The organism is Rubrivivax sp. JA1026, from assembly GCF_011065555.1.
In the GTDB taxonomy this organism is placed as follows: Bacteria; Pseudomonadota; Gammaproteobacteria; order Burkholderiales; family Burkholderiaceae_C; genus Rubrivivax; species Rubrivivax benzoatilyticus.
The window spans coordinates 149,350-168,063 of the sequence record NZ_JAALCQ010000002.1; the positions used below are offsets into that span (position 1 = coordinate 149,350).

Consider the following 18,714-nt stretch of genomic DNA (forward strand, 5'->3'; position numbering starts at 1 on the left):
CCGGATAATCGCTGCCGTGATCGCCGCGCGCCGCTTCCATCTCTACCTGGACCTGATCCGCTGGGACCGCCCGGCCGGCTGGCTGCTGCTGCTGTGGCCGACGCTGGCCGCGCTGTGGATCGCCGCCGACGGCTTCCCCGGTCTGCACCTGATCGCCGTCTTCACGCTGGGCACGGTGCTGATGCGCAGCGCCGGCTGCTGCATCAACGACGTCGCCGACCGCGAGTTCGACCGCCACGTCAAGCGCACGGCGCAGCGTCCGATCACCAGCGGCGCGCTCGGTGTGCCCGACGCGCTGGGCGTCGGCGCGGCGCTGGCCTTCGTCTCGTTCCTGCTGGTGCTGACGACCAACCCGCCGACGATCCTGCTGTCGTTCTTCGGCCTGGCGGTGACGCTGGTCTACCCCTACGCCAAGCGTTTCGTCTCCATGCCGCAGGCGGTGCTGGGCGTGGCCTTCAGCTTCGGCATCCCGATGGCCTTCGCCGCGGCGCAGGGCGGTCAGGAGTGGACCTTCGCCGCGGTGCCGCCGCAGGCCTGGTGGCTGCTGGTCGGCAACCTGTTCTGGGTGCTGGCCTACGACACCGAGTACGCGATGGTCGACCGCGACGACGACCTGAAGATCGGCATCAAGACCTCGGCGATCACGCTCGGCCGCTTCGACGTCGCCGGCATCATGGCCTTCTACGGCCTGTTCCTCGCGATCTGGGCCGTCGTCGGCGTGTCGCTCGGCCTGGGCGCGTGGTTCCTGCTCGGCATCGCCGCCGCCGCGGCGCAGGCGCTGTGGCACTGGTCGCTGATCCGCGACCGCGGCCGCGAAGGCTGCTTCCGCGCCTTCCGCGTCAACCACTGGGTGGGCTTCGCGGTGTTCGCGGGCGTTGTGCTTGATTTGACTCGTTTCTGACGCTTTACGCACCATTACACTCCGCCGCGACCTGCTCCTATCGGCAGGCAGATTCAGGGAGGCGGAGAGAAATGTTGAATCGTCATGGTGCCCGGCGATGCGTCGCCGGCTTCTCGATCGTGGCTTTCGGTCTGGCGGGTTGCTCGACCGCGTCGAAGGACATCTCGCCGACGTACGTGTCGCCGGTGCAGTTCCAGCCCTACGACTGCCAGCAACTGACTGCCGAAGGGCAGCGAATCCAGACCCGATACGTCGAGCTCGGCGGGCGCCTGGATCAGGCGGCAAGCAACGATCAGTTGCTCACAGGTGTCGGCATCGTCCTGTTCTGGCCCGCGCTCTTCGCGCTCGGCGGCACCAAGCAGCAGGAGGCCGAGTACGCCCGCCTGCGCGGCGAGTACGAGGCCGTCCAGCAGTCGCTGATCCAGAAAAAGTGCTCGCTGCCGGGCGCCCCCACGTCCGCGACCGTTGCGGCCCCCGCCGCGTCGGCCGCATCTGCGGCGTCTGCGACCGTCGTGGCGCCCGCCGCGTCCGCGGCCACCGTCGCGACCGCCGCATCGGCCGCGTCTTGATGCGCCGGAGATCCGTCATGAACCGTTTCGCCACGCTGGCTGCCTTGACCGGTGCCCTCGTGCTGGCCGGGTGCTCGACCCCGGCCCGCATGGAGCAGATGCAGGTCGAGTCTTCGCTCGGCGACCGGGCTGCGTTCCAGAATTCGATTCTGCGCAGTCAGATCGCCATGAAGGACGTCACCGGCGGCAAGGAAACGAATCCGATGTGGATTTCGAACGTCAGCAGCGAGGAGTTCGCCCGCGCGCTCGAAGCCTCCTTGCGTGGCGCAGGCCTGTTGGCGGATAACCGCCAGGGCAGCAAGTACCTGCTGACGGCGCATTTGCTCAAGCTGGATCAGCCGCTGATGGGGGCCAGCATGACGGTCACTGCGACGGTGCAATACACGTTGGTCGAACGTGCTACCGGCAAGGACGTGTTCAGTCGCACACTCGTCACCCCTTTTACCGCGGCCTGGAATGCTGCATTCCTCGGCGCCGAGCGTCTGAAGCTGGCGAACGAAGGGTCGATCCGGGCCAACATCGGTGCCCTGATCGAGGCCCTGAAGGGTGTGCAGGTCTCGCAGCTCTCGCTGCAGGGGAGCTGAGTCCCGCGAGTGACGGCGGCGTCCTCCGGGCTCAGCCGCCGAACTCGTCCCCCAGCTCCCGCGCGCGCTCTCGCGCCCGGCCGATCGCGCGCACGACGGCCGCGCCGACGCCGTCGGCTTCCATCGACGTGATCGCCGCGTAGGTCGTGCCGCCCTTGGACGTGACCTGGGCGCGCAGCTCGGCCGGCGGCAGCGGCGAGGCCTCGGCCAGCGCCGTCGCGCCGTCGAAGGTGGCCAGCGCCAGCGCACGCGCCTGGGCCTCGGGCAGGCCCATCTCGACGCCGGCCTTGATCATCGCCTCGAGCACGTAGAAGACGTAGGCCGGGCCCGAGCCCGACAGCGCCGTCACCGCGTCGAGGTCGGCTTCGCGTTCGACCCAGACCGTGCGCCCGGTCGGCGCCAGCAGCGCCTCGACGGCGCCGCGTTCGTCCGGCGTCACCGCGTCGCGTGCATAGAGCCCGGCGACGCCGCGGCCGATCAGCGCCGGGGTGTTGGGCATCGCGCGCACGACACGCTGGCTGCCGCTGGCGCGCGCGATCGCGTCGCTGCGCACCCCGGCCATCACGCTGAGCTGCAGCGCGCCGCCGACGTGCGCCGAGCAGGGCGCCGCCGCGTCGTGGAACAGCTGCGGCTTGACCGCCCAGACGACGATGCCGGCCGAAGCCAGCGCCGGCCCGGCTTCGGCCAGCGGCTCGAGGCCGAACTCGCGCTGCAGCCGCTCGCGCTGCGCCGCAAAAGGCTCGACGACGAGGATGGACGCCGGCGCACGGCCGCTCTTCAGCAGCCCGCCGATCAAGGCGCCGGCCATGTTGCCGCCGCCGATGAAGGCGATGTTCGAGGGGTTCATTCGGTCAGTTTAGCCATCGTCGCCTGCTAGCCGCAGAGCCGGGGGTGGCGGTCAGCGAGCCGGCTTCGATGCCCGGCGAACGCGAGCAAGCTTCCCGCCACGGATCCGGCTTCGCCGGTCCGTCGGCGGACGGCCTTGCAGGCCGCGCCGGGGCAGTGCCCCGGCCGCTCGGCGGGCGCAGCCGGTCCACTGGACCGTCCGCGTCCAGCCGAGCCCCCTCGGGGGTAGCGAGCGAACGCGAGCTTGGGGGCTCCAGCTCTTCAGGCCTTGAGGAACTCGGCCTTGCCGCCGAGCCAACGTTGGACGTGGGCCTTGGCGGCCGCCGGCTGCTCGCGCAGCAGCTTCGGCGCCAGCTCGCGCGCGCGTTCCAGCAGCGCGTCGTCTTCGGCCAGGTCGGCGAAACGCAGCAGCGCGTCGCCGCTCTGGCGCGAGCCCATGAACTCGCCGGGGCCGCGGATGTCGAGGTCGCGGCGCGCGATCTCGAAGCCGTCGGTGGTCTCGGCCATCGCGCGCAGCCGCGCCTTGCCGGTGGCCGACAGCGGCGCCGTGTAGAGCAGCACGCAGACGCTGGCCACCGCGCCGCGGCCGACACGCCCGCGCAGCTGGTGCAGCTGCGCCAGGCCGAAACGTTCGGCGTGCTCGATGACCATCAGGCTGGCGTTGGGCACGTCGACGCCGACCTCGATGACCGTCGTCGCCACCAGCAGCTGCATGCGCCCGGACGAGAACTCGGCCATCGTCGCGGCCTTTTCGGCGGCGGCCATGCGTCCGTGCAGCAGGCCGACCGACACGCCGGGCAGCGCCTCGCTCAGCTGGGCATGCGTGGCCGTCGCGTTCTGCAGGTCGATGTGCTCGCTCTCCTCGACCAGCGGGCAGACCCAGTAGACCTGGCGCCCGCGTGCGACCTCGTCGCGGATCTTCTCGATGACCATCTCGCGTTTGTCGTCGGCGAAGACCTTGGTGACGACCGGCGTGCGCCCGGGCGGCAGCTCGTCGATCGTGCTGACCGCCAGGTCGGCGAAGTAGGTCATCGCCAGCGTGCGCGGGATTGGCGTCGCGCTCATCATCAAGAGGTGCGGCTCCAGCGCCTGCAGCTCCAGCTTGCGCCGCAGCGCCAGACGCTGGGCGACGCCGAAGCGGTGCTGCTCGTCGACGACGGCCAGCCCCAGGCGCGCGAACACCACGTCCTCCTGGATCACCGCGTGCGTGCCGACGACCAGCGCCGCCTGGCCCGAGGCGATCTTCGCCAGCATCGCGGCTCGCTGCTTGCCCTTGCGGCTGCCGGTCAGCCAGGCGACCTCCAGCCCCAGCGGCAGCAGCCAGTCGACGAGCTTCTTGAAGTGCTGCTCGGCGAGGATCTCGGTCGGCGCCATCAGCGCGCACTGCCAGCCCGAGCCGATCGCGGTGGCCGCGGCCAGCGCCGCGACGACGGTCTTGCCCGAGCCGACGTCGCCTTGCAGCAGCCGGTGCATCGGCTGCGCCAGCGCCAGGTCGGCGTCGATCTCGGCGACGACACGCTCCTGCGCCGCGGTCAGCGTGAACGGCAGCACGGTGCGCAGGCGCGCCGGCAGCGTGCTGTCGCGCAGCGCCGGTGCGGCCAGGCGCGAACGCTCCAGCCGCGCCTGCAGCTGCGACAGCTGCTGCGCCAGCAGCTCGTCGAACTTCAGCCGCTGCCAGGCCGGGTGGCTGTGGTCCTCCAGCGCGCCCATCGCGATGCCCGGCGGCGGGTGGTGCAGCAGGCGCAGCGCCTCGCGCAGCGGCGGCAGCCCCGGTGGCACGACGCCGGGCGGCAGCACCTCGTCCAGCGGCGCACGCGACAGGCCGGCGGCCACCGCCTTGCGCAGATAGGCCTGCGGCAGCTGCGCGCTGGCCGGGTAGACCGGCGTCAGCGAGGCCGCCAGCGGCGTGTGCTCGTCGACGCGCTTGACCGTCGGGTGCACCATCTCGCGGCCGAGGAACCCGACGCGCACCTCGCCGCGCACGCGCACCCGGCTGCCGACGGCCAGCTGCTTCTGCGTCGACGGGTAGAAGTGCAGGAAACGCAGCGTCAGCTCGCCGCTGTCGTCGGCCAGGCGCACGACGAGCTGGCGGCGCGAGCGGATCTCGATCTGGCACTGGCGCACCACGCCCTCGACCTGCGCCGTGTCGCCGTCGTGCAGCGCGGCGACGGGCTCGATGCGCGTCTCGTCCTCGTAGCGCATCGGCAGGTGCAGCGCGAGGTCGATGTCGCGCAGCAGGCCCAGGCGTTCCATCGCGCGCTGCGGGGCCGATTTCGTGCTCTGGCGTGCGGTTTCCGGCATGGCGCGAGATTGTCGCCGCCGAGGGCATGGAACAATCGCCCCCGTCGCGACTCCAGGCCGGTACAGCCTGCACGATGACTTCCTACTCCCTCTCCGATTTCGACTTCCCGCTCCCGCCCGAGCTGATCGCCCAGCACCCGGCCCCTGAACGCAGCGCCTCGCGCCTGCTCGACGGCCGCGGCGCGCTGCCGGTGGACCGCGTGTTCCGCGAACTGCCGCAGCTGCTGGCCCCGGGCGACCTGCTGGTCTTCAACGACACCCGCGTCATCAAGGCCCGGCTGCACGGCGAAAAGCCCACCGGCGGCAGCGTCGAGGCGCTGGTCGAGCGTGTGCTCGGCGGCCACGAGGTGCTGGCCCACCTGCGCGCCAGCAAGTCGCCGCGGCCCGGCACGACGGTGCGTTTCGCCGACGCCTTCGACGCCGAGGTGCTGGGCCGCGACGGCGTCGACGGCTCGCTGTTCCACCTGCGTTTCCCCGACGACCCCTTCGTGCTGCTGGAGCGCCACGGCCACGTGCCGCTGCCGCCGTACATCACGCACGAGGACGCCGCCGAGGACGTCGAGCGCTACCAGACGGTGTTCGCCGCGCGCCCCGGCGCGGTGGCCGCGCCGACCGCGTCGCTGCACTTCGACGCCGGCGTGCTGGCGGCGCTGGACGCCCGCGGCGTGAAGCGCGCCGCGGTCACGCTGCACGTCGGCGCCGGCACCTTCCAGCCGGTGCGTGCCGAGAACCTCGACGAGCACCGCATGCACCGCGAGCGCTGGGAAGTCGACGCCGCCACCGTCGAGGCGATCCGCGAGACGCGTGCCCGCGGCGGGCGCATCGTCGCCGCCGGCACGACGACGCTGCGTGCGCTGGAGTCGGCGGCGATCGGCGGCGCTCTCGAAGCCGGCGCCGGCGACACCGACCTCTTCATCCGCCCGGGCTTCGAGTTCCGCGTCGTCGACCTGCTGGTCACCAACTTCCACCTGCCCAAGAGCACGCTGCTGATGCTGGTCAGCGCGTTCACGGGCTTCGAGCACATGCACGCGCTGTACCGCCATGCCGTCGAGGCGCGCTACCGCTTCTTCAGCTACGGCGACGCGATGCTGCTCGAGCGCCGCGCCTGACCCATTCCCATCCCATGCTGCGATACGAACTGCTGAAGACCGAGGGCCATGCGCGCCGCGGTCGTTTGACGCTGAACCACGGCGTCGTCGAGACGCCGATCTTCATGCCGGTGGGCACCTACGGCACCGTCAAGGGCGTGCTGCCGCGCTCGCTGGAGGAAGCCGGCGCCCAGATCATCCTCGGCAACACCTTCCACCTGTGGATGCGCCCGGGGCTGGACGTGCTGCAGAGCTTCGGCGGCCTGCACCGCTTCGAAGGCTGGAACAAGCCCATCCTCACCGACAGCGGCGGCTTCCAGGTCTGGAGCCTGGGCGAGATGCGCAAGATCAGCGAGGAGGGCGTCAAGTTCGCCTCGCCGGTCAACGGCGACAAGCTGTTCCTGACGCCCGAAGTCAGCATGCAGATCCAGACGGTGCTCAATTCGGACATCGTCATGCAGTTCGACGAGTGCACGCCGTACGAGACCAAGGGCCAGCTGACGACCGAGGCCCAGGCGCGTGCGTCGATGGAGCTGAGCCGGCGCTGGGCGAAGCGCTGCATCGCCGAGTTCACGCGGCTGCAGAACCCGAACGCGCTGTTCGGCATCGTCCAGGGCGGCATGTTCGAGCACCTGCGCCAGGAGTCGCTGGACGCGCTGGTCGAGATGGACCTGCCGGGCTACGCGATCGGCGGCGTCAGCGTCGGCGAGCCCAAGGACGAGATGCTGCGCATCATGGCGCACACGCCGCACCGGCTGCCGGCACACAAGCCGCGCTACCTGATGGGTGTCGGCACGCCCGAGGACCTGGTCGAGGGCGTGGCCTGCGGCGTCGACATGTTCGACTGCGTGATGCCGACGCGCAACGCGCGCAACGGCCACCTGTTCACGCGTTTCGGCGACCTGAAGATCCGCAACGCCAAACACCGCGCGTCCGACCGTCCGGTCGACGAGACCTGCAGCTGCTACTGCTGCCGCAACTTCAGCCGCGCCTACCTGCACCACCTCGACCGCTGCGGCGAGATGCTGGGCCCGATGCTGGCCAGCATCCACAACATCCACTACTACCTGAACCTGATGCGCGAGGTGCGCGAGGCGCTGGACGAAGGCCGCTTCGAGGCCTTCCGCCTGCAGTTCAAGGCCGACCGAGCGCGCGGGATCGGCTGACGCAAGCCGCCCGCCGCGCAACGGGTCAGGGGTCAGGTCTCGCAAGACCTGACCCCGCCTTTCGGCGCCAGTGGCCCGGGGTCAGGTCTCGTAAGACCTGACCCCGTCTTCTCGCATGACCCCGTCTTCTCGCAAGACCTGACCCCGTCTTCTGCGACCTGCCGCGTCTTGCGGCGCCATGCCGGCGTCAGGGCCGGCCGAGCGCCACGCCCCAGCTCAGCTCGACCAGCGGCGCCGACAGCTCGCCGCGCAGCGAGCGGATGTAACCGGCGCCCAGCTGCAGCCGGCCGTGGCGGCCGAGGTCGGTGCCGACCCAGAGCTTGGGCTGCACGATGGCGCCGCCCTGGCTCTCGACACCGCCGCCGCCGGCCGCACCGGCCAGCGCCTCGGCGCCGACGCGCCAGCCGCCGCCCATCGGCCAGCGTGCACCCAGCCCGACCAGGCCGACCGAGTACGCGCCGGCCCCGCCGGTCACCGCGCCGTAGGCCTGGCCGGTGACGTACCAGCGTTCGTCGATCGCACGGCTGATCTTCAGGCCGATGGTCTCCAGCCGGCGGCGGCTGCCGTCGCGGCGCTGGGCGTCGTAGCTCTGCGCGGCGAGCGCGAACTCGGTCTCGACCGCCGGTGCGCCGGCGTCGGGCGCGCCGAAGCTGCGGCCCAGCGACAGCATCGCGTAGTGGCTGTCCAGATCGCCGCCGCTGAAGGCGTGCACGCGCCCGCCTTCGAGTTCCAGGCTCCAGGGCCCGGCGACCTGCCAGCGTGCCAGCAGTGCGGCCTTGCCGATGATGCCTCCGCCGGTCGGCACGGCGCCGCCGCCGCCCAGGCCCAGCATCGTGCGGCCGCCGACACGCAGGCCGGGCAGCGGCGTCGGCCACAGCGCCGCCAGGCCGGCGCCGAACTCGGCATAACCGTCGCCGTCGCCCTGCACCGCGGCACCGGCTTCGGCCGTCGCGATCCAGACCGGGCCGAGGTCGTGTTCGGCGCGCAGGCTGACGACGCCCAGCGAATCGGCGCCCGGCGCCTGTTCGGCATAAGACCCGCCGCCGAACACCAGGCGGTCGACACGCAGCCAGGAGGCCTCGCCACCGTGCCAGGCGACGCCCGGCGTGCCGTGTCCGAAACGGTCGTCCACGCTCAGCACCAGCCCCAGTTGCGAGCTGCGGATGTCGCCGTTCGGGAAGCGCAGCTGCGAGGCCGAGACACCCAGCGCCCAGCCGTCGAAGCCGTAGAGCAGGTCGGCATGCGGGCGCAGCATCAGGCCGCCGCCCACCGGCGCGCTGGCGCCGCCGCCACCGCCGACGTACAGCCCGCCGACGGCCTGCCAGCGCGCGCCGAAGCGCCAGAGCTTCTGCGCCTCGGCACCCCAGGTGAACAGGCCGCCGCGCTGGCCGGTGGCGGCGCCGTACAGCGCCGGGCCGGCGCGCCAGCCGGGCGCGAACTCGACGAGGTAGGCGATCTGCGCCAGCCCCATGTGTTCGCCGCCGGGCAGCTCGGTGCGTTCGAAGCCGGCGATCAGCGCTGCGGGCGTCGTCTGCGCGGTCTGCGCATTCGCCATCGACGCCGCGAGCGCCAGCGCGCCGGCGACGAGGTGCGTCCTCCCGGTGCTCGTCATGTCGGCCTCAGGCGTGGGTCGATTTTTCGAGCGCGTGCTGGCCCTGGCCCTCGCCCAGCGTGCGCGCCAGCAGCGGCAGGCACGGCGCCAGCGCCTCGTGCAGCGTGTGCGGCGGGTTGGCGACGAAGACGCTGGAGCCCAGCATGCCGAAGCCGCGCGCGTCGGCGCTGGCCACCGTCAGCCGGGCGTTCAGCCAGCCTTTCTTGGCGTGCTTGTCGGCCGTGGCCTTCAGCCGCTGCGGCAGCTGGCGCGACTCCAGCAGCTGCAGCTGCGGCAGCCAGATGATCACGACGGCGTCGGCAAAACGTTCCAGCGCCTCGCGCAAGGCGGCCAGCGTGCGCGTGTAGTCGGTCTTGATCTCGTACGGCGGGTCGATCAGCACGACGCCGCGGCGGGTGGTCGGCGGCAGCTGCGACTTCAGCGACTCGAAGCCGTCCTTCATCGCCACCTGCACGTTCGGCGCGTCGGCCATGAACGAGGCCAGGATGCGGTGGTCGGTCGGGTGCAGCTCGAACAGGCGCAGCTGGTCCTGCGGGCGCAGCAGCTGCAGGGCGATGGCCGGCGAGCCCGGGTACTGCTTCAGGGCGCCGTCGCCGTTGAAGGCGCGCACCTGGGCGACGTAGTCGGCCAGTGCCGGCGGCAGGTCGGCGGCGTCGTAGAGGCGTTCGATGCCGGCGGCGTATTCGGCCTTCTGGCGCGCGTAGCGGCTCTCGAGCGAATAACCGCCGGCGCCGGCGTGCGTGTCGACGACGCGGAAGCCCTTCTCCTTCTGCGCCATGTGGCGCAGCACGGAGACGAGCACGAGGTGTTTGAGCACGTCGGCATGGTTGCCGGCGTGGAACGCGTGTCGGTAGGCGAGCATGGGGCCGGACTGTGCCATGCCCGGCCTGCAAGGAATGCTGCGCCGCAGTAATCTCGGCGGATGAGCACTCTCTTCGACCCCATCCGCTACGGCGACATCGACGCCGGCTCGCGCATCGTCATGGCCCCGCTGACCCGCAACCGCGCCAGCGCCGGCCAGGTTCCGAACGACCTGATGGTCGAGTACTACCGCCAGCGCGCCAACCCGGCCACCGGCGCCGGCCTGATCGTCACCGAGGCGGCGCAGATCTGCCCCGAAGGCCAGGGCTACCTGGACACGCCCGGGATCTACTCGCCCGAGCAGGTCGCCGGCTGGCGCCGCATCGCCGAGGCGATCCACGCCGAAGGCGGCCGCGCCGTGATCCAGCTCTGGCACGTCGGCCGCATCTCGCACGTCTCGCTGCAGCCCGGCGGCGTGGCGCCGGTGTCGTCCACCGCGCGCGTGGCCCAGTCCAAGACCTTCACCGCCGACGGCTTCGTCGACTGCTCGGCGCCGCGCGCGCTGCGCACCGACGAGATCCCGGGCGTCGTCGCCGCCTACGTGCATGCCGCGCGCTGCGCCATCGAGGCCGGCTTCGACGGTGTCGAGGTGCACGCTGCCAACGGCTACCTGATCGAGCAGTTCCTGCGCGACAGCATCAACGACCGCACCGACGCCTATGGCGGCTCGGCGGAGAACCGCGTGCGCCTGTTCGCCGAGGTGCTGACGGCGGTGGCCGGCGCGATCGGCGGCGGCCGCACCGGCGTGCGCATCTCGCCGGTGACGCCGGTCAACGACGCGGCGCAGGACAGCGATGCGCAATCGCTGTACGCGCTGGCGCTGGACAAGGTCGCCCCCCTGGGCCTGGCCTTCGTGCACGTCGTCGAAGGCCAGACCGGCGGCGCGCGCGACGTCGCCCCCTTCGACTACGCCGCGCTGCGCCGCCACTTCGCCGGCCCGTGGATCGTCAACAACGGCTACGACCGGGAGATGGCGCTGCAAGCCGTGGCCTCGGGGGCGGCCGACGCGGTGGCCTTCGGCCGCCCGTTCATCGCCAACCCCGACCTCGGCCTGCGCCTGCAGCGCGGCGCGGCGCTGAACGCGCTGAACGTGCCCAAGCTCTACGGCGGCGGCGCCGAGGGCTACACCGACTACCCGACGCTGGACGCCGCCTGAGCGCGGCCCCGCGACGCGGCGCTCCGGCGCCGCGTCGCGGTTCCAGCCGGGGACGGCGGGTTCAGGCCCGCACCCGGGCGCGGAAGAGTTCGCGGATGCTCACTTCGCGCGGCCCCGGCACCAGCTCGAAGTTTTGCCCGGCGGCGATCGTGCCCGGCTCGATGACCGCCAGGTAGCTGCCGCAGAAGCCCGACTGCGCCATCAGCTTGGACGCCTGCGGGAAACCCATCACCGCGTTGAACTTGAAGCAGGGGAACCGCGGCTCGCTGACGGCCAGCACGCAGCCCGGGAAGACGAGGCGGTCGCCGACGTGCAGGCCGTCCTCGAGCACGCCTTCGAGCGTCAGGTTCTCGCCGAGTGCGCCCGGCGGCAGCGTGTCGTCCCAGCCCGAGACCCGCGCCTGGGCGCGCACCGTGCGCCAGAAGGCGTAGTGCTCGCTCGGGTAGGCGTAGACCGCCTTGCTCAGGCCGCCGTGCACCGAGAGGTCGGCCTGTTCGTCGCCGGCCAGCCCCAGCGGCTGGACCGCCACCTCGCCGTCGACCGGGCGCTTGTCGATGGCCGTCAGCACCTTGCGCTGGCCGATCAGGCGTTCATGCGCCGCCGCGACGTTGACGCTGAGCAGCTTCATCGGGAATACACCGCTGCCGCCACCGCGGGCGGCATTGAACTATTCGGAATTTGCATGGGGCGGTCCGTCGAGCAAGGTACGACGCGATTACATTGCTTGCGCGAATTCTCATCTGCCCGGGAGGGCCCGGGATGGGCGGCATCCGGTGAACTTCTCCGCGAGGGGGAGCTGACCAGATTCCGCCTTTTTTTGACTGTCCGAACAGAACTGGAGTGTCCATGAACCGTCCCGCGTTGGAAGGCCTGCAGCTGAACGTGCCCGAGTACGTCAAGCATGCCCGCCTGGTGGCCTGGGTGGCCGAGATCGCCGCGCTGACCGAAGCCGCCGACGTGCACTGGTGCGACGGCTCCGAAGCCGAGTACGACGCGCTGTGCGCACGCCTGGTCGACGCCGGCACGATGCAGCGCCTGAACCCGGCCAAGCGCCCGAACAGCTACCTCGCCAAGAGCGACCCGAGCGACGTCGCGCGCGTCGAGGACCGCACCTTCATCTGCAGCGAGAAGAAGGAAGACGCCGGCCCGACGAACAACTGGATGGCCCCGGCCGAGATGCGCGCGCTGCTGCAGACCGGCGAGAAGGCGCTGTTCAAGGGCGCGATGAAGGGCCGCACGCTCTACGTCATCCCGTTCTCGATGGGCCCGCTGGGCTCGCACATCGCCCACATCGGCGTCGAGTTGAGCGACAGCGCCTACGTCGCGACCAACATGCGCCTGATGACGCGCATGGGCAAGGCCGTCTACGACGTGCTGGGGGCCGACGGCGAGTTCGTGCCCTGCGTGCACACCGTCGGCGCGCCGCTGGAGCCGGGCCAGAAGGACGTCGCCTGGCCCTGCAACAAGACCAAGTACATCGTGCACTACCCCGAGACGCACGAGATCTGGAGCTACGGCTCGGGCTATGGCGGCAACGCGCTGCTGGGCAAGAAGTGCTTCGCGCTGCGCATCGCCTCGACGATGGGCCGCGAACAAGGCTGGCTGGCCGAGCACATGACGGTGCTGGGCGTCACCAGCCCCGAGGGCCGCAAGTACCACATCGCCGCCGCCTTCCCGAGCGCCTGCGGCAAGACCAACTTCGCGATGCTCGTGCCGCCGGCCGGCTACGACGGCTGGAAGGTCACGACCATCGGTGACGACATCGCCTGGATCAAGCCGGGTGCCGACGGCCGCCTCTACGCGATCAACCCCGAGGCCGGCTACTTCGGCGTCGCCCCGGGCACGAACTACAAGACGAATCCGAACTGCATGGATTCGATCAAGGGCGACACCATCTTCACCAACGTCGCGCTGACCGACGACGGCGACGTCTGGTGGGAAGGCATGACCGACACGCCGCCGGCGCACCTGATCGACTGGCAGGGCAAGGACTGGACGCCGGCCATCGCCAAGGAAACCGGCGCCAAGGCCGCGCACCCGAACGCGCGCTTCACGGTGTCGTCGATCCACAACCCGGTGCTCGACCCCGACTACGACAACGCCGCCGGCGTGCCGATCGACGCCTTCGTCTTCGGCGGCCGCCGCTCGACGACGGTGCCGCTGGTGACCGAGGCGCGCAACTGGACCGAAGGCGTCTACATGGCCGCCACGATGGGTTCGGAGACGACCGCCGCCGCCGCCGGTGCGCAAGGCGTCGTGCGCCGCGACCCGTTCGCGATGCTGCCGTTCTGCGGCTACAACATGGCCGAGTACTTCCAGCACTGGCTGGACACCGGCGCCAAGCTGCAGGCCCAGGGCGCCAAGCTGCCGCGCATCTACTGCGTCAACTGGTTCCGCAAGGGCGCCGACGGCAAGTTCGTCTGGCCGGGCTACGGCGACAACATGCGCGTGCTGGAGTGGATGCTCAAGCGTGCCGACGGCACGGCCGGCGACGGCGTCGAGAACGTCTTCGGCGTCAGCCCGCGCTACGAGGACCTGCGCTGGGACGGCCTGGCCTTCACGAAGGAGCAGTTCGCCAGCGTCATCGGCATCGACCCCGAAGCCTGGAAGCAGGAGCTCAAGCTGCACGCCGAGCTGTTCAACCAGCTCGCCGCCGGCCTGCCGGCCGAGCTGCCGGCGACGATGGCGCGCCTCGAGGAGCGCCTCTCGGCCTGATCCCCTGCCGCGGCCGTGCCCGTCACGGCCCGTGCGAGACTGCAACGCCCGGCTTCGGCCGGGCGTTTTGTTTTGCTGCACGCGCCACGATGAAGATCCAGCTGCTGTCGGACCTGCACCTCGAAAGCGAACACTTCGACCCCGAGCCCGCGCCCGGCGCCGAGCTGCTGGTGCTGGCCGGCGACGTCGACGCCACCTGGACGGCCTACGAACGTTTCGCCGGCTGGCCGGTGCCGGTGCTCGTCGTCGCCGGCAACCACGAGTTCGACGGCCGCGAGCTCGACGAGGCCTGGCCGGCGCTGGCCGAGACCTGTGCGCGCCACGGGCTGAAGCTGCTGGAGCGCGAGACCGTCGTCGTCGGGGCCGCCGACGGACGCCGCATCCGCTTCGCCGGGACGGTGCGCTGGAACGACTTCGACCTCTTCGGCGCCGCCGAGCGTGAGCGCGCCCAGCGCGCCGCGGCCTATTTCATGCGCCTGATGGACGCGCGCCGCGGCGGCCGGCCGTTCGACGTCGAGGCGGTGCGCGCCGAGGCGCTGGCCTGCCGCGCCTGGCTCGAGGCCACGCTGGCCGAGCCGCCGCGCGGCCGCTGGGACGCCACCGTCGTCGTCACCCACTTCGGCCCCAGCCTGAGGAGCGCCGACCCGCGCTACGGCCGCCAGCCCGGCACGGCCAGCTTCTGCAACGCCGACGACGACCTGATCCCGCGCGCCGATCTCTGGCTGCACGGCCACCTGCACTGCCGCCACGACTACCGCGTCGAGCGCGCCGGGGCCCGTCCGACGCGTGTCGTCTGCCAGGCGCGCGGGCTGCAGAAGAAGGCCGAGCACGAGGGGCTCGACCCCTTCAAGCCGATCGAGGTCTGATCGAGTTCCGAGTGCCGCGCTGGGGGGAATCGCGCCGCGGCGGCGGTGCGGTGCCACACTCGATGCACCAGAACTAGGAGACCCCGCGCATGAAGATCCTCGCCGCAGTCGACGGCAGCCAGTTCACCAAGCGCATGCTGGCCTATCTCGCCGCCCACGACGACTGGTTCGGTGGCCAGCACCAGTACACGATCGTCAACGCCGTCGGCGCCGTGCCCCCGCGTGCCGCCGCGGTGCTCGACAAGGCGGTGCTGAAGTCGCACTACGAGGACGAGGCCGAGAAGGTCTTCAAGCCGATCCGCGCCTTCTTCGCCAAGCAGGGCATCAAGGCCGACTTCGTCTACAAGGTCGGCCCGGCGGCCGACGTCGTCGTCGCGCTGGCGGAGAAGGGCGACTACGACCTCGTCGTGCTCGGCTCGCACGGCCACGGCAGCCTGGCCAACCTCGTGCTCGGCTCGGTGGCGACCAAGGTGCTGGCGCGCTGCAAGACGCCGGCGCTGCTGATCCGCTGATTCAGCCGGCGGCGCGCGGGCGCAGCCCGTTCATGCAGACCGCGAGCACCCACTCGACGATCTGCTCGTCGCTGTAGCGGCCGCCGGCCTTCAGGTAGGCCGGCACCGGGTCGCAGGCGCGCGCGAAGATCGTGTACAGCGCCACCTCGGGCGGCAGCGCCGGGTCGATGTCGCCGTCGGCCTGGGCCTGCACGATCCACTCGCCGAGCCGGTCGCTGACTTCCATCAGCAGGTCCACGTAGGCCCGGTTGGCCAGCAGCTCGGCGCGCAGCGTCGAGTTCTGCGACGGCAGCGACGGCATCTCGCCGGCGATCTGCAGGTGCAGCGCCCAGCGTGTCACCGAGGCCAGCCGGTCGATGGCGCGTTCGGCATCCTGGCTCTCGACGATGCTGTGCGTCTGCTCGAGCAGGCGCACCATCGCCGCGGCGGCCAGGGCCTCCTTCGACGGGAAGTGCTTGTACAGGCTCGCCTTGGCGATGCCGACGTCGGCCGCCACCTCGTCGACCGTCATCAGGTCGAAGCCTTTTTCGGCCAGCAGCCGGTTGACCGAGGCGACGATCGCGTCTTCGCGAACCCTCAGCACCTGTTCGCGAAACGACAGTCTTGCCATGCGGAAATTCTATCGGCGCCGTGCAGCCGGCGCGGACGGCCGGGTTTCAGGTGGCAGGACGAGGCGCCGGCGCCGCCGCCGGCATCGGCGCCGGCCTCGGAGCCGGCGAGGGCCGGGCCCTCGCCTCGGCCTCGGCCTGCAGCACGGCCTCGAGGCCGAAGCAGGTGCCGAGGTCGGCCGCGTCCTGTTCGTCGGGAGACGCCGCGGCCGCACGGCGCGTCAGGCGGTGCCACCAACCGGTCGTGCGCTGCGTGTTCATGTCGGGTCTCCTCTTGTCGCTGTGTGTAACCAGCATCGGCCCTGCGCGCCCGGCGTGGAGCCCGGGTTGTCCCGTGTTCGTGACGCCGCGTGACGGAGTGCACGCACCGGCACGCGCCTCGTGCCGGCATCACTACAATCCGCGCCCCTTCGGCGAACGGCATCCCCCCATGAACCCAGCATCCGGCTTCGCCGCGATCGACTTCGGCACCTCCAACTCGGGCATCGCGTTGCCGGCGCACGACGGCGTGCGCCTGGTCGAACTCGAACCCGGCCATCCGACGATGCCGACGGCGGTCTTCTACCGGCTCGACGAGGCGCACCCTGCCGCCGAGCCGACGCGGCTGTACGGCCGCGCCGCGATGGCGGCCTACGTCGAGGGCCACGACGGCCGCCTGATGCGCTCGATGAAGAGCCTGCTCGGCTCGTCGCTGCTGGAACAGGCCACCGATCTCGGCGGTGGCCACTCGGTGCGTTATGTCGACGTCGTCGTCGGCTACCTGCGGCATCTGAAGCGCGCGGCCGAAGCCGCCGCCGGCGCGCCGCTGTCGCGCGTGGTGCTGGGCCGGCCGGTGTTCTTCGTCGACGACGACGCCGAGCGCGACGCCCAGGCGGCGGCGGCGCTGGAGGCCGCCGCGCGTGCCGCCGGCTTCGGCGACGTCACCTTCCAGTACGAGCCGATCGCCGCCGCGCTGGACCACGAGCGCCACGTCGACGCCGAGGAGCTGGTGCTCGTCGCCGACATCGGCGGCGGCACCTCGGACTTCTCGATCGTGCGTGTCGGCCCCGAGCGCCGCGGCCGCGCCGACCGGCGCGACGACATCCTCGCCAACCACGGCGTGCACGTTGCCGGCACCGACTTCGACCGCCGCGTCGAGCTGGAGACGCTGATGCCGCTGCTGGGCTACCGCAGCCTGGGGCCGTCCGAAGGCGGCCGCGCACCGCGCGAGGTGCCGAGCCGGGTCTACTTCGACCTCGCCACCTGGCACCTGATCAACACCGTCTACAACGCCGGCCGGGTCGCCGAGCTGCGCCGGCTGAAGAGCTGGTACGCCGACGCGGCGCACCACCGCCGTCTGATGTCGGTCGTCGAGCACCGCCTGGGCCACGCGCTGGCCGCCGAGGCCGAGCGCGCGAAGATCGAGGTCGCCGGGGCGGGCACGGCCCAACTCGACCTGTCGCTCGTCGAGTCCGGCCTGGCGGCGACGGTGGAGTCGGCGGCCGTCGCCGCGGCCATCGAGGACGACCTGGAGCGCATCGTCGAAGGCTCGCGCGAGACGCTGCGCCGCGCCGGCGTTGCCGCCGAGGCCGTCGGCACGCTGTACTTCACCGGCGGCTCGACCGGGCTGGATGCGCTGGTCGAGCGCATCGCCGCCGGCTTCCCGGCGGCGCGCCGCGTGCGCGGCGACCGTTTCGCGAGCGTCGCGCAGGGCCTGGGCCTGCACGCGCGCACGGTGTTCGGCTAGGCGTCTGCGCGGCTTCTGCCGCGCAGACGCCTAGCCTGCGGCATTACGCACAGCTCCCCCGAGCCCCCTCCGCGAGGGTGCTCCAGCGCGTCCGAGGGCTCCCTCCAGCCTCCCTCCGCGAGGGAGGCTCCGGTCAGTTCGACGAGCGGTCCTGCGCCTCTCGGGCCGCGCCGTGCACCCGCATGCAACGCCAGTTCAGCGCCAACGCCGCTGCGGGATCGGTTCTGCCGCGCGGACGGCTAGGACGCGCGGCGCGGCTTGGCGCCCTGGCGCTGCGCGCCGGCGCGTTTGGTCGCGGGGCGCTTGGCGGCCGGCCGGGTGTTGGGCTTGGCATTGGCCTTGGGCTCGTCGCGCGGCAGCGGGCGCGAGACGTCGGCGATCAGCATCAGCGCACGCACCAGGTCCTGCACCGCCTCGGCCAGGTCCTCGGCCGGCTCCAGCGTCTCGATGACGGCGACCAGCGCGTCGGCGTCCTCCAGGTCGGCGGGATCGAAGTGGCGGTACAGCAGCGCCAGCGGCTCGACAAGCTCCGGGTCCTCGATCGCCATCAGTGCCGGGAACAGGTCCATCGCCGCGGCGAAGCCGGCCACCCAGGGCAGCACGGCCTCGGACGGCGGCGCGTCCTCGTCGAGCTCGAAGATCCAGGGGTCGAACCAGTCGCGTTCGGCCACCGCGGTCTCGATCTCGGCGTGGCGACGGCGCACCAGCGCGTGCAGCTCGGCCGCGGGATAGGCCGCGGGCAGCGCCCGGCCCTCCAGGTCGGTCACCCAGCGCAGCCACTGCGTCGGCGGCACGGTCTGCGGCTGCAGCACGACGCCGGCGAGAAAACCGTCGAGCGCGACCGCGTCCAGCGGCTCCAGCGGCTCGGGCACGCGGTCGAGAAGGCTCTGCAGCCGGGTGATGTCGGCGTCGGTCAGCGGATTGGTGTTCATCGGCAGAGGGGACGTCCCCGTGCGTGGGGATGGTCGGTCAAGCGGCAGGCCGGTAGATTGCGCGGCCAGGGGAAGTGGCAATTGTGGTGCAAGCGCACCCGCCCCTCCCGCCGGTCCCAACGACGTCCTTTTCGAAGGACTTGCGGGGCCCGCCGTCACCGGCGGGCCTTTTTTTTGCTCGCCTGCCGGCGGCCTGCGGCCGCCGGCGTCGTCCGGCAGGCCGCCGCACTAGACTGGCGGGTCAGCTTCCGCCTCACCCGTCTTCCCGTTC

18 protein-coding genes are annotated in these 18,714 nt (G+C 71.6%); 10 read left to right on the forward strand and 8 right to left on the reverse strand.

The window, feature by feature from the left end:
* The first annotated feature begins 16 nt into the window (after nucleotides 1–16).
* From ubiA to G5B56_RS04395, 3 genes are all read left to right on the forward strand, one after another.
* Nucleotides 17–901, forward strand: coding sequence for a 4-hydroxybenzoate octaprenyltransferase (gene ubiA, locus G5B56_RS04385; RefSeq protein ID WP_164962445.1), 885 nt, complete (start codon nucleotides 17–19; stop codon nucleotides 899–901).
* Nucleotides 902–972: 71 nt separating this feature from the next.
* Complete coding sequence (locus G5B56_RS04390; protein WP_206023480.1) at nucleotides 973–1,470, forward strand: hypothetical protein; 498 nt, start codon at nucleotides 973–975, stop codon at nucleotides 1,468–1,470.
* A gap of 17 nt (nucleotides 1,471–1,487) precedes the next feature.
* Nucleotides 1,488–2,054, forward strand: a complete 567-nt coding sequence (locus tag G5B56_RS04395) for a hypothetical protein (protein ID WP_164962446.1) — start codon at nucleotides 1,488–1,490, stop codon at nucleotides 2,052–2,054.
* A 31-nt stretch (nucleotides 2,055–2,085) separates the two neighbouring features.
* Here G5B56_RS04395 and proC read toward each other — a convergent pair whose 3' ends face one another.
* Together proC and recG are read right to left on the reverse strand one after the other, a co-directional pair.
* Nucleotides 2,086–2,901: a pyrroline-5-carboxylate reductase gene (proC, locus tag G5B56_RS04400; RefSeq protein WP_164962447.1), complete on the reverse strand. Its 816-nt coding sequence runs from the start codon at nucleotides 2,899–2,901 to the stop codon at nucleotides 2,086–2,088.
* Between the two features lie 260 nt (nucleotides 2,902–3,161).
* Nucleotides 3,162–5,201: an ATP-dependent DNA helicase RecG gene (gene recG / locus G5B56_RS04405; RefSeq protein ID WP_164962448.1), complete on the reverse strand. Its 2,040-nt coding sequence runs from the start codon at nucleotides 5,199–5,201 to the stop codon at nucleotides 3,162–3,164.
* 74 nt (nucleotides 5,202–5,275) lie between these two features.
* On the opposite strand from recG, the gene queA reads away from it, so the two are divergent.
* Together queA and tgt are read left to right on the forward strand one after the other, a co-directional pair.
* Nucleotides 5,276–6,310, forward strand: coding sequence for a tRNA preQ1(34) S-adenosylmethionine ribosyltransferase-isomerase QueA (gene queA / locus G5B56_RS04410; RefSeq protein ID WP_014426336.1), 1,035 nt, complete (start codon nucleotides 5,276–5,278; stop codon nucleotides 6,308–6,310).
* 14 nt (nucleotides 6,311–6,324) lie between these two features.
* On the forward strand, nucleotides 6,325–7,455 hold the full coding sequence (gene tgt, locus G5B56_RS04415) for a tRNA guanosine(34) transglycosylase Tgt (RefSeq protein WP_164962449.1): 1,131 nt from the start codon (nucleotides 6,325–6,327) through the stop codon (nucleotides 7,453–7,455).
* Nucleotides 7,456–7,642: 187 nt separating this feature from the next.
* Here tgt and G5B56_RS04420 read toward each other — a convergent pair whose 3' ends face one another.
* Both G5B56_RS04420 and G5B56_RS04425 read right to left on the reverse strand, forming a co-directional pair.
* Nucleotides 7,643–9,067, reverse strand: coding sequence for a hypothetical protein (locus tag G5B56_RS04420; RefSeq protein WP_164962450.1), 1,425 nt, complete (start codon nucleotides 9,065–9,067; stop codon nucleotides 7,643–7,645).
* Nucleotides 9,068–9,074: 7 nt separating this feature from the next.
* Nucleotides 9,075–9,929: a 23S rRNA (adenine(2030)-N(6))-methyltransferase RlmJ gene (locus G5B56_RS04425; RefSeq protein ID WP_029718421.1), complete on the reverse strand. Its 855-nt coding sequence runs from the start codon at nucleotides 9,927–9,929 to the stop codon at nucleotides 9,075–9,077.
* Nucleotides 9,930–9,989: 60 nt separating this feature from the next.
* Between G5B56_RS04425 and G5B56_RS04430 the strand changes: the two genes are divergently transcribed.
* Nucleotides 9,990–11,084, forward strand: a complete 1,095-nt coding sequence (locus G5B56_RS04430) for an alkene reductase (protein ID WP_164962451.1) — start codon at nucleotides 9,990–9,992, stop codon at nucleotides 11,082–11,084.
* A 61-nt stretch (nucleotides 11,085–11,145) separates the two neighbouring features.
* Here G5B56_RS04430 and G5B56_RS04435 read toward each other — a convergent pair whose 3' ends face one another.
* Complete coding sequence (locus G5B56_RS04435; protein ID WP_164962452.1) at nucleotides 11,146–11,712, reverse strand: MOSC domain-containing protein; 567 nt, start codon at nucleotides 11,710–11,712, stop codon at nucleotides 11,146–11,148.
* A gap of 218 nt (nucleotides 11,713–11,930) precedes the next feature.
* Between G5B56_RS04435 and G5B56_RS04440 the strand changes: the two genes are divergently transcribed.
* From G5B56_RS04440 to G5B56_RS04450, 3 genes are all read left to right on the forward strand, one after another.
* Nucleotides 11,931–13,799 carry a phosphoenolpyruvate carboxykinase (GTP) gene (locus tag G5B56_RS04440; RefSeq protein WP_164962453.1) on the forward strand — a complete coding sequence of 623 codons (1,869 nt, stop codon included), beginning with the start codon at nucleotides 11,931–11,933 and terminating at the stop codon, nucleotides 13,797–13,799.
* An 89-nt stretch (nucleotides 13,800–13,888) separates the two neighbouring features.
* The gene (locus G5B56_RS04445) at nucleotides 13,889–14,665 is read left to right on the forward strand and encodes a metallophosphoesterase (protein ID WP_164962454.1); all 777 of its coding nucleotides are present in this window, start codon (nucleotides 13,889–13,891) and stop codon (nucleotides 14,663–14,665) included.
* Nucleotides 14,666–14,754: 89 nt separating this feature from the next.
* A complete protein-coding gene (locus tag G5B56_RS04450; RefSeq protein WP_009856283.1) occupies nucleotides 14,755–15,177 on the forward strand; it encodes a universal stress protein in 423 nt (140 codons plus the stop codon).
* A gap of 1 nt (nucleotide 15,178) precedes the next feature.
* On the opposite strand, the gene G5B56_RS04455 is transcribed toward G5B56_RS04450, so the two are convergent.
* Together G5B56_RS04455 and G5B56_RS04460 are read right to left on the reverse strand one after the other, a co-directional pair.
* Entirely contained in the window at nucleotides 15,179–15,787 is a 609-nt protein-coding gene (locus tag G5B56_RS04455) for a TetR/AcrR family transcriptional regulator (RefSeq protein ID WP_164962455.1), read from the reverse strand.
* Nucleotides 15,788–15,833: 46 nt separating this feature from the next.
* A complete protein-coding gene (locus tag G5B56_RS04460; protein WP_009856285.1) occupies nucleotides 15,834–16,046 on the reverse strand; it encodes a hypothetical protein in 213 nt (70 codons plus the stop codon).
* Nucleotides 16,047–16,215: 169 nt separating this feature from the next.
* Here G5B56_RS04460 and G5B56_RS04465 point away from each other — a divergent pair, with 169 nt between their 5' ends.
* Nucleotides 16,216–17,511 (forward strand): Hsp70 family protein, encoded by a 1,296-nt coding sequence (locus tag G5B56_RS04465; protein ID WP_009856286.1) that lies wholly within the window; start codon nucleotides 16,216–16,218, stop codon nucleotides 17,509–17,511.
* A 239-nt stretch (nucleotides 17,512–17,750) separates the two neighbouring features.
* Here G5B56_RS04465 and G5B56_RS04470 read toward each other — a convergent pair whose 3' ends face one another.
* Nucleotides 17,751–18,443: a YecA family protein gene (locus tag G5B56_RS04470; protein WP_164962456.1), complete on the reverse strand. Its 693-nt coding sequence runs from the start codon at nucleotides 18,441–18,443 to the stop codon at nucleotides 17,751–17,753.
* Between the last annotated feature and the right edge of the window lie 271 nt (nucleotides 18,444–18,714).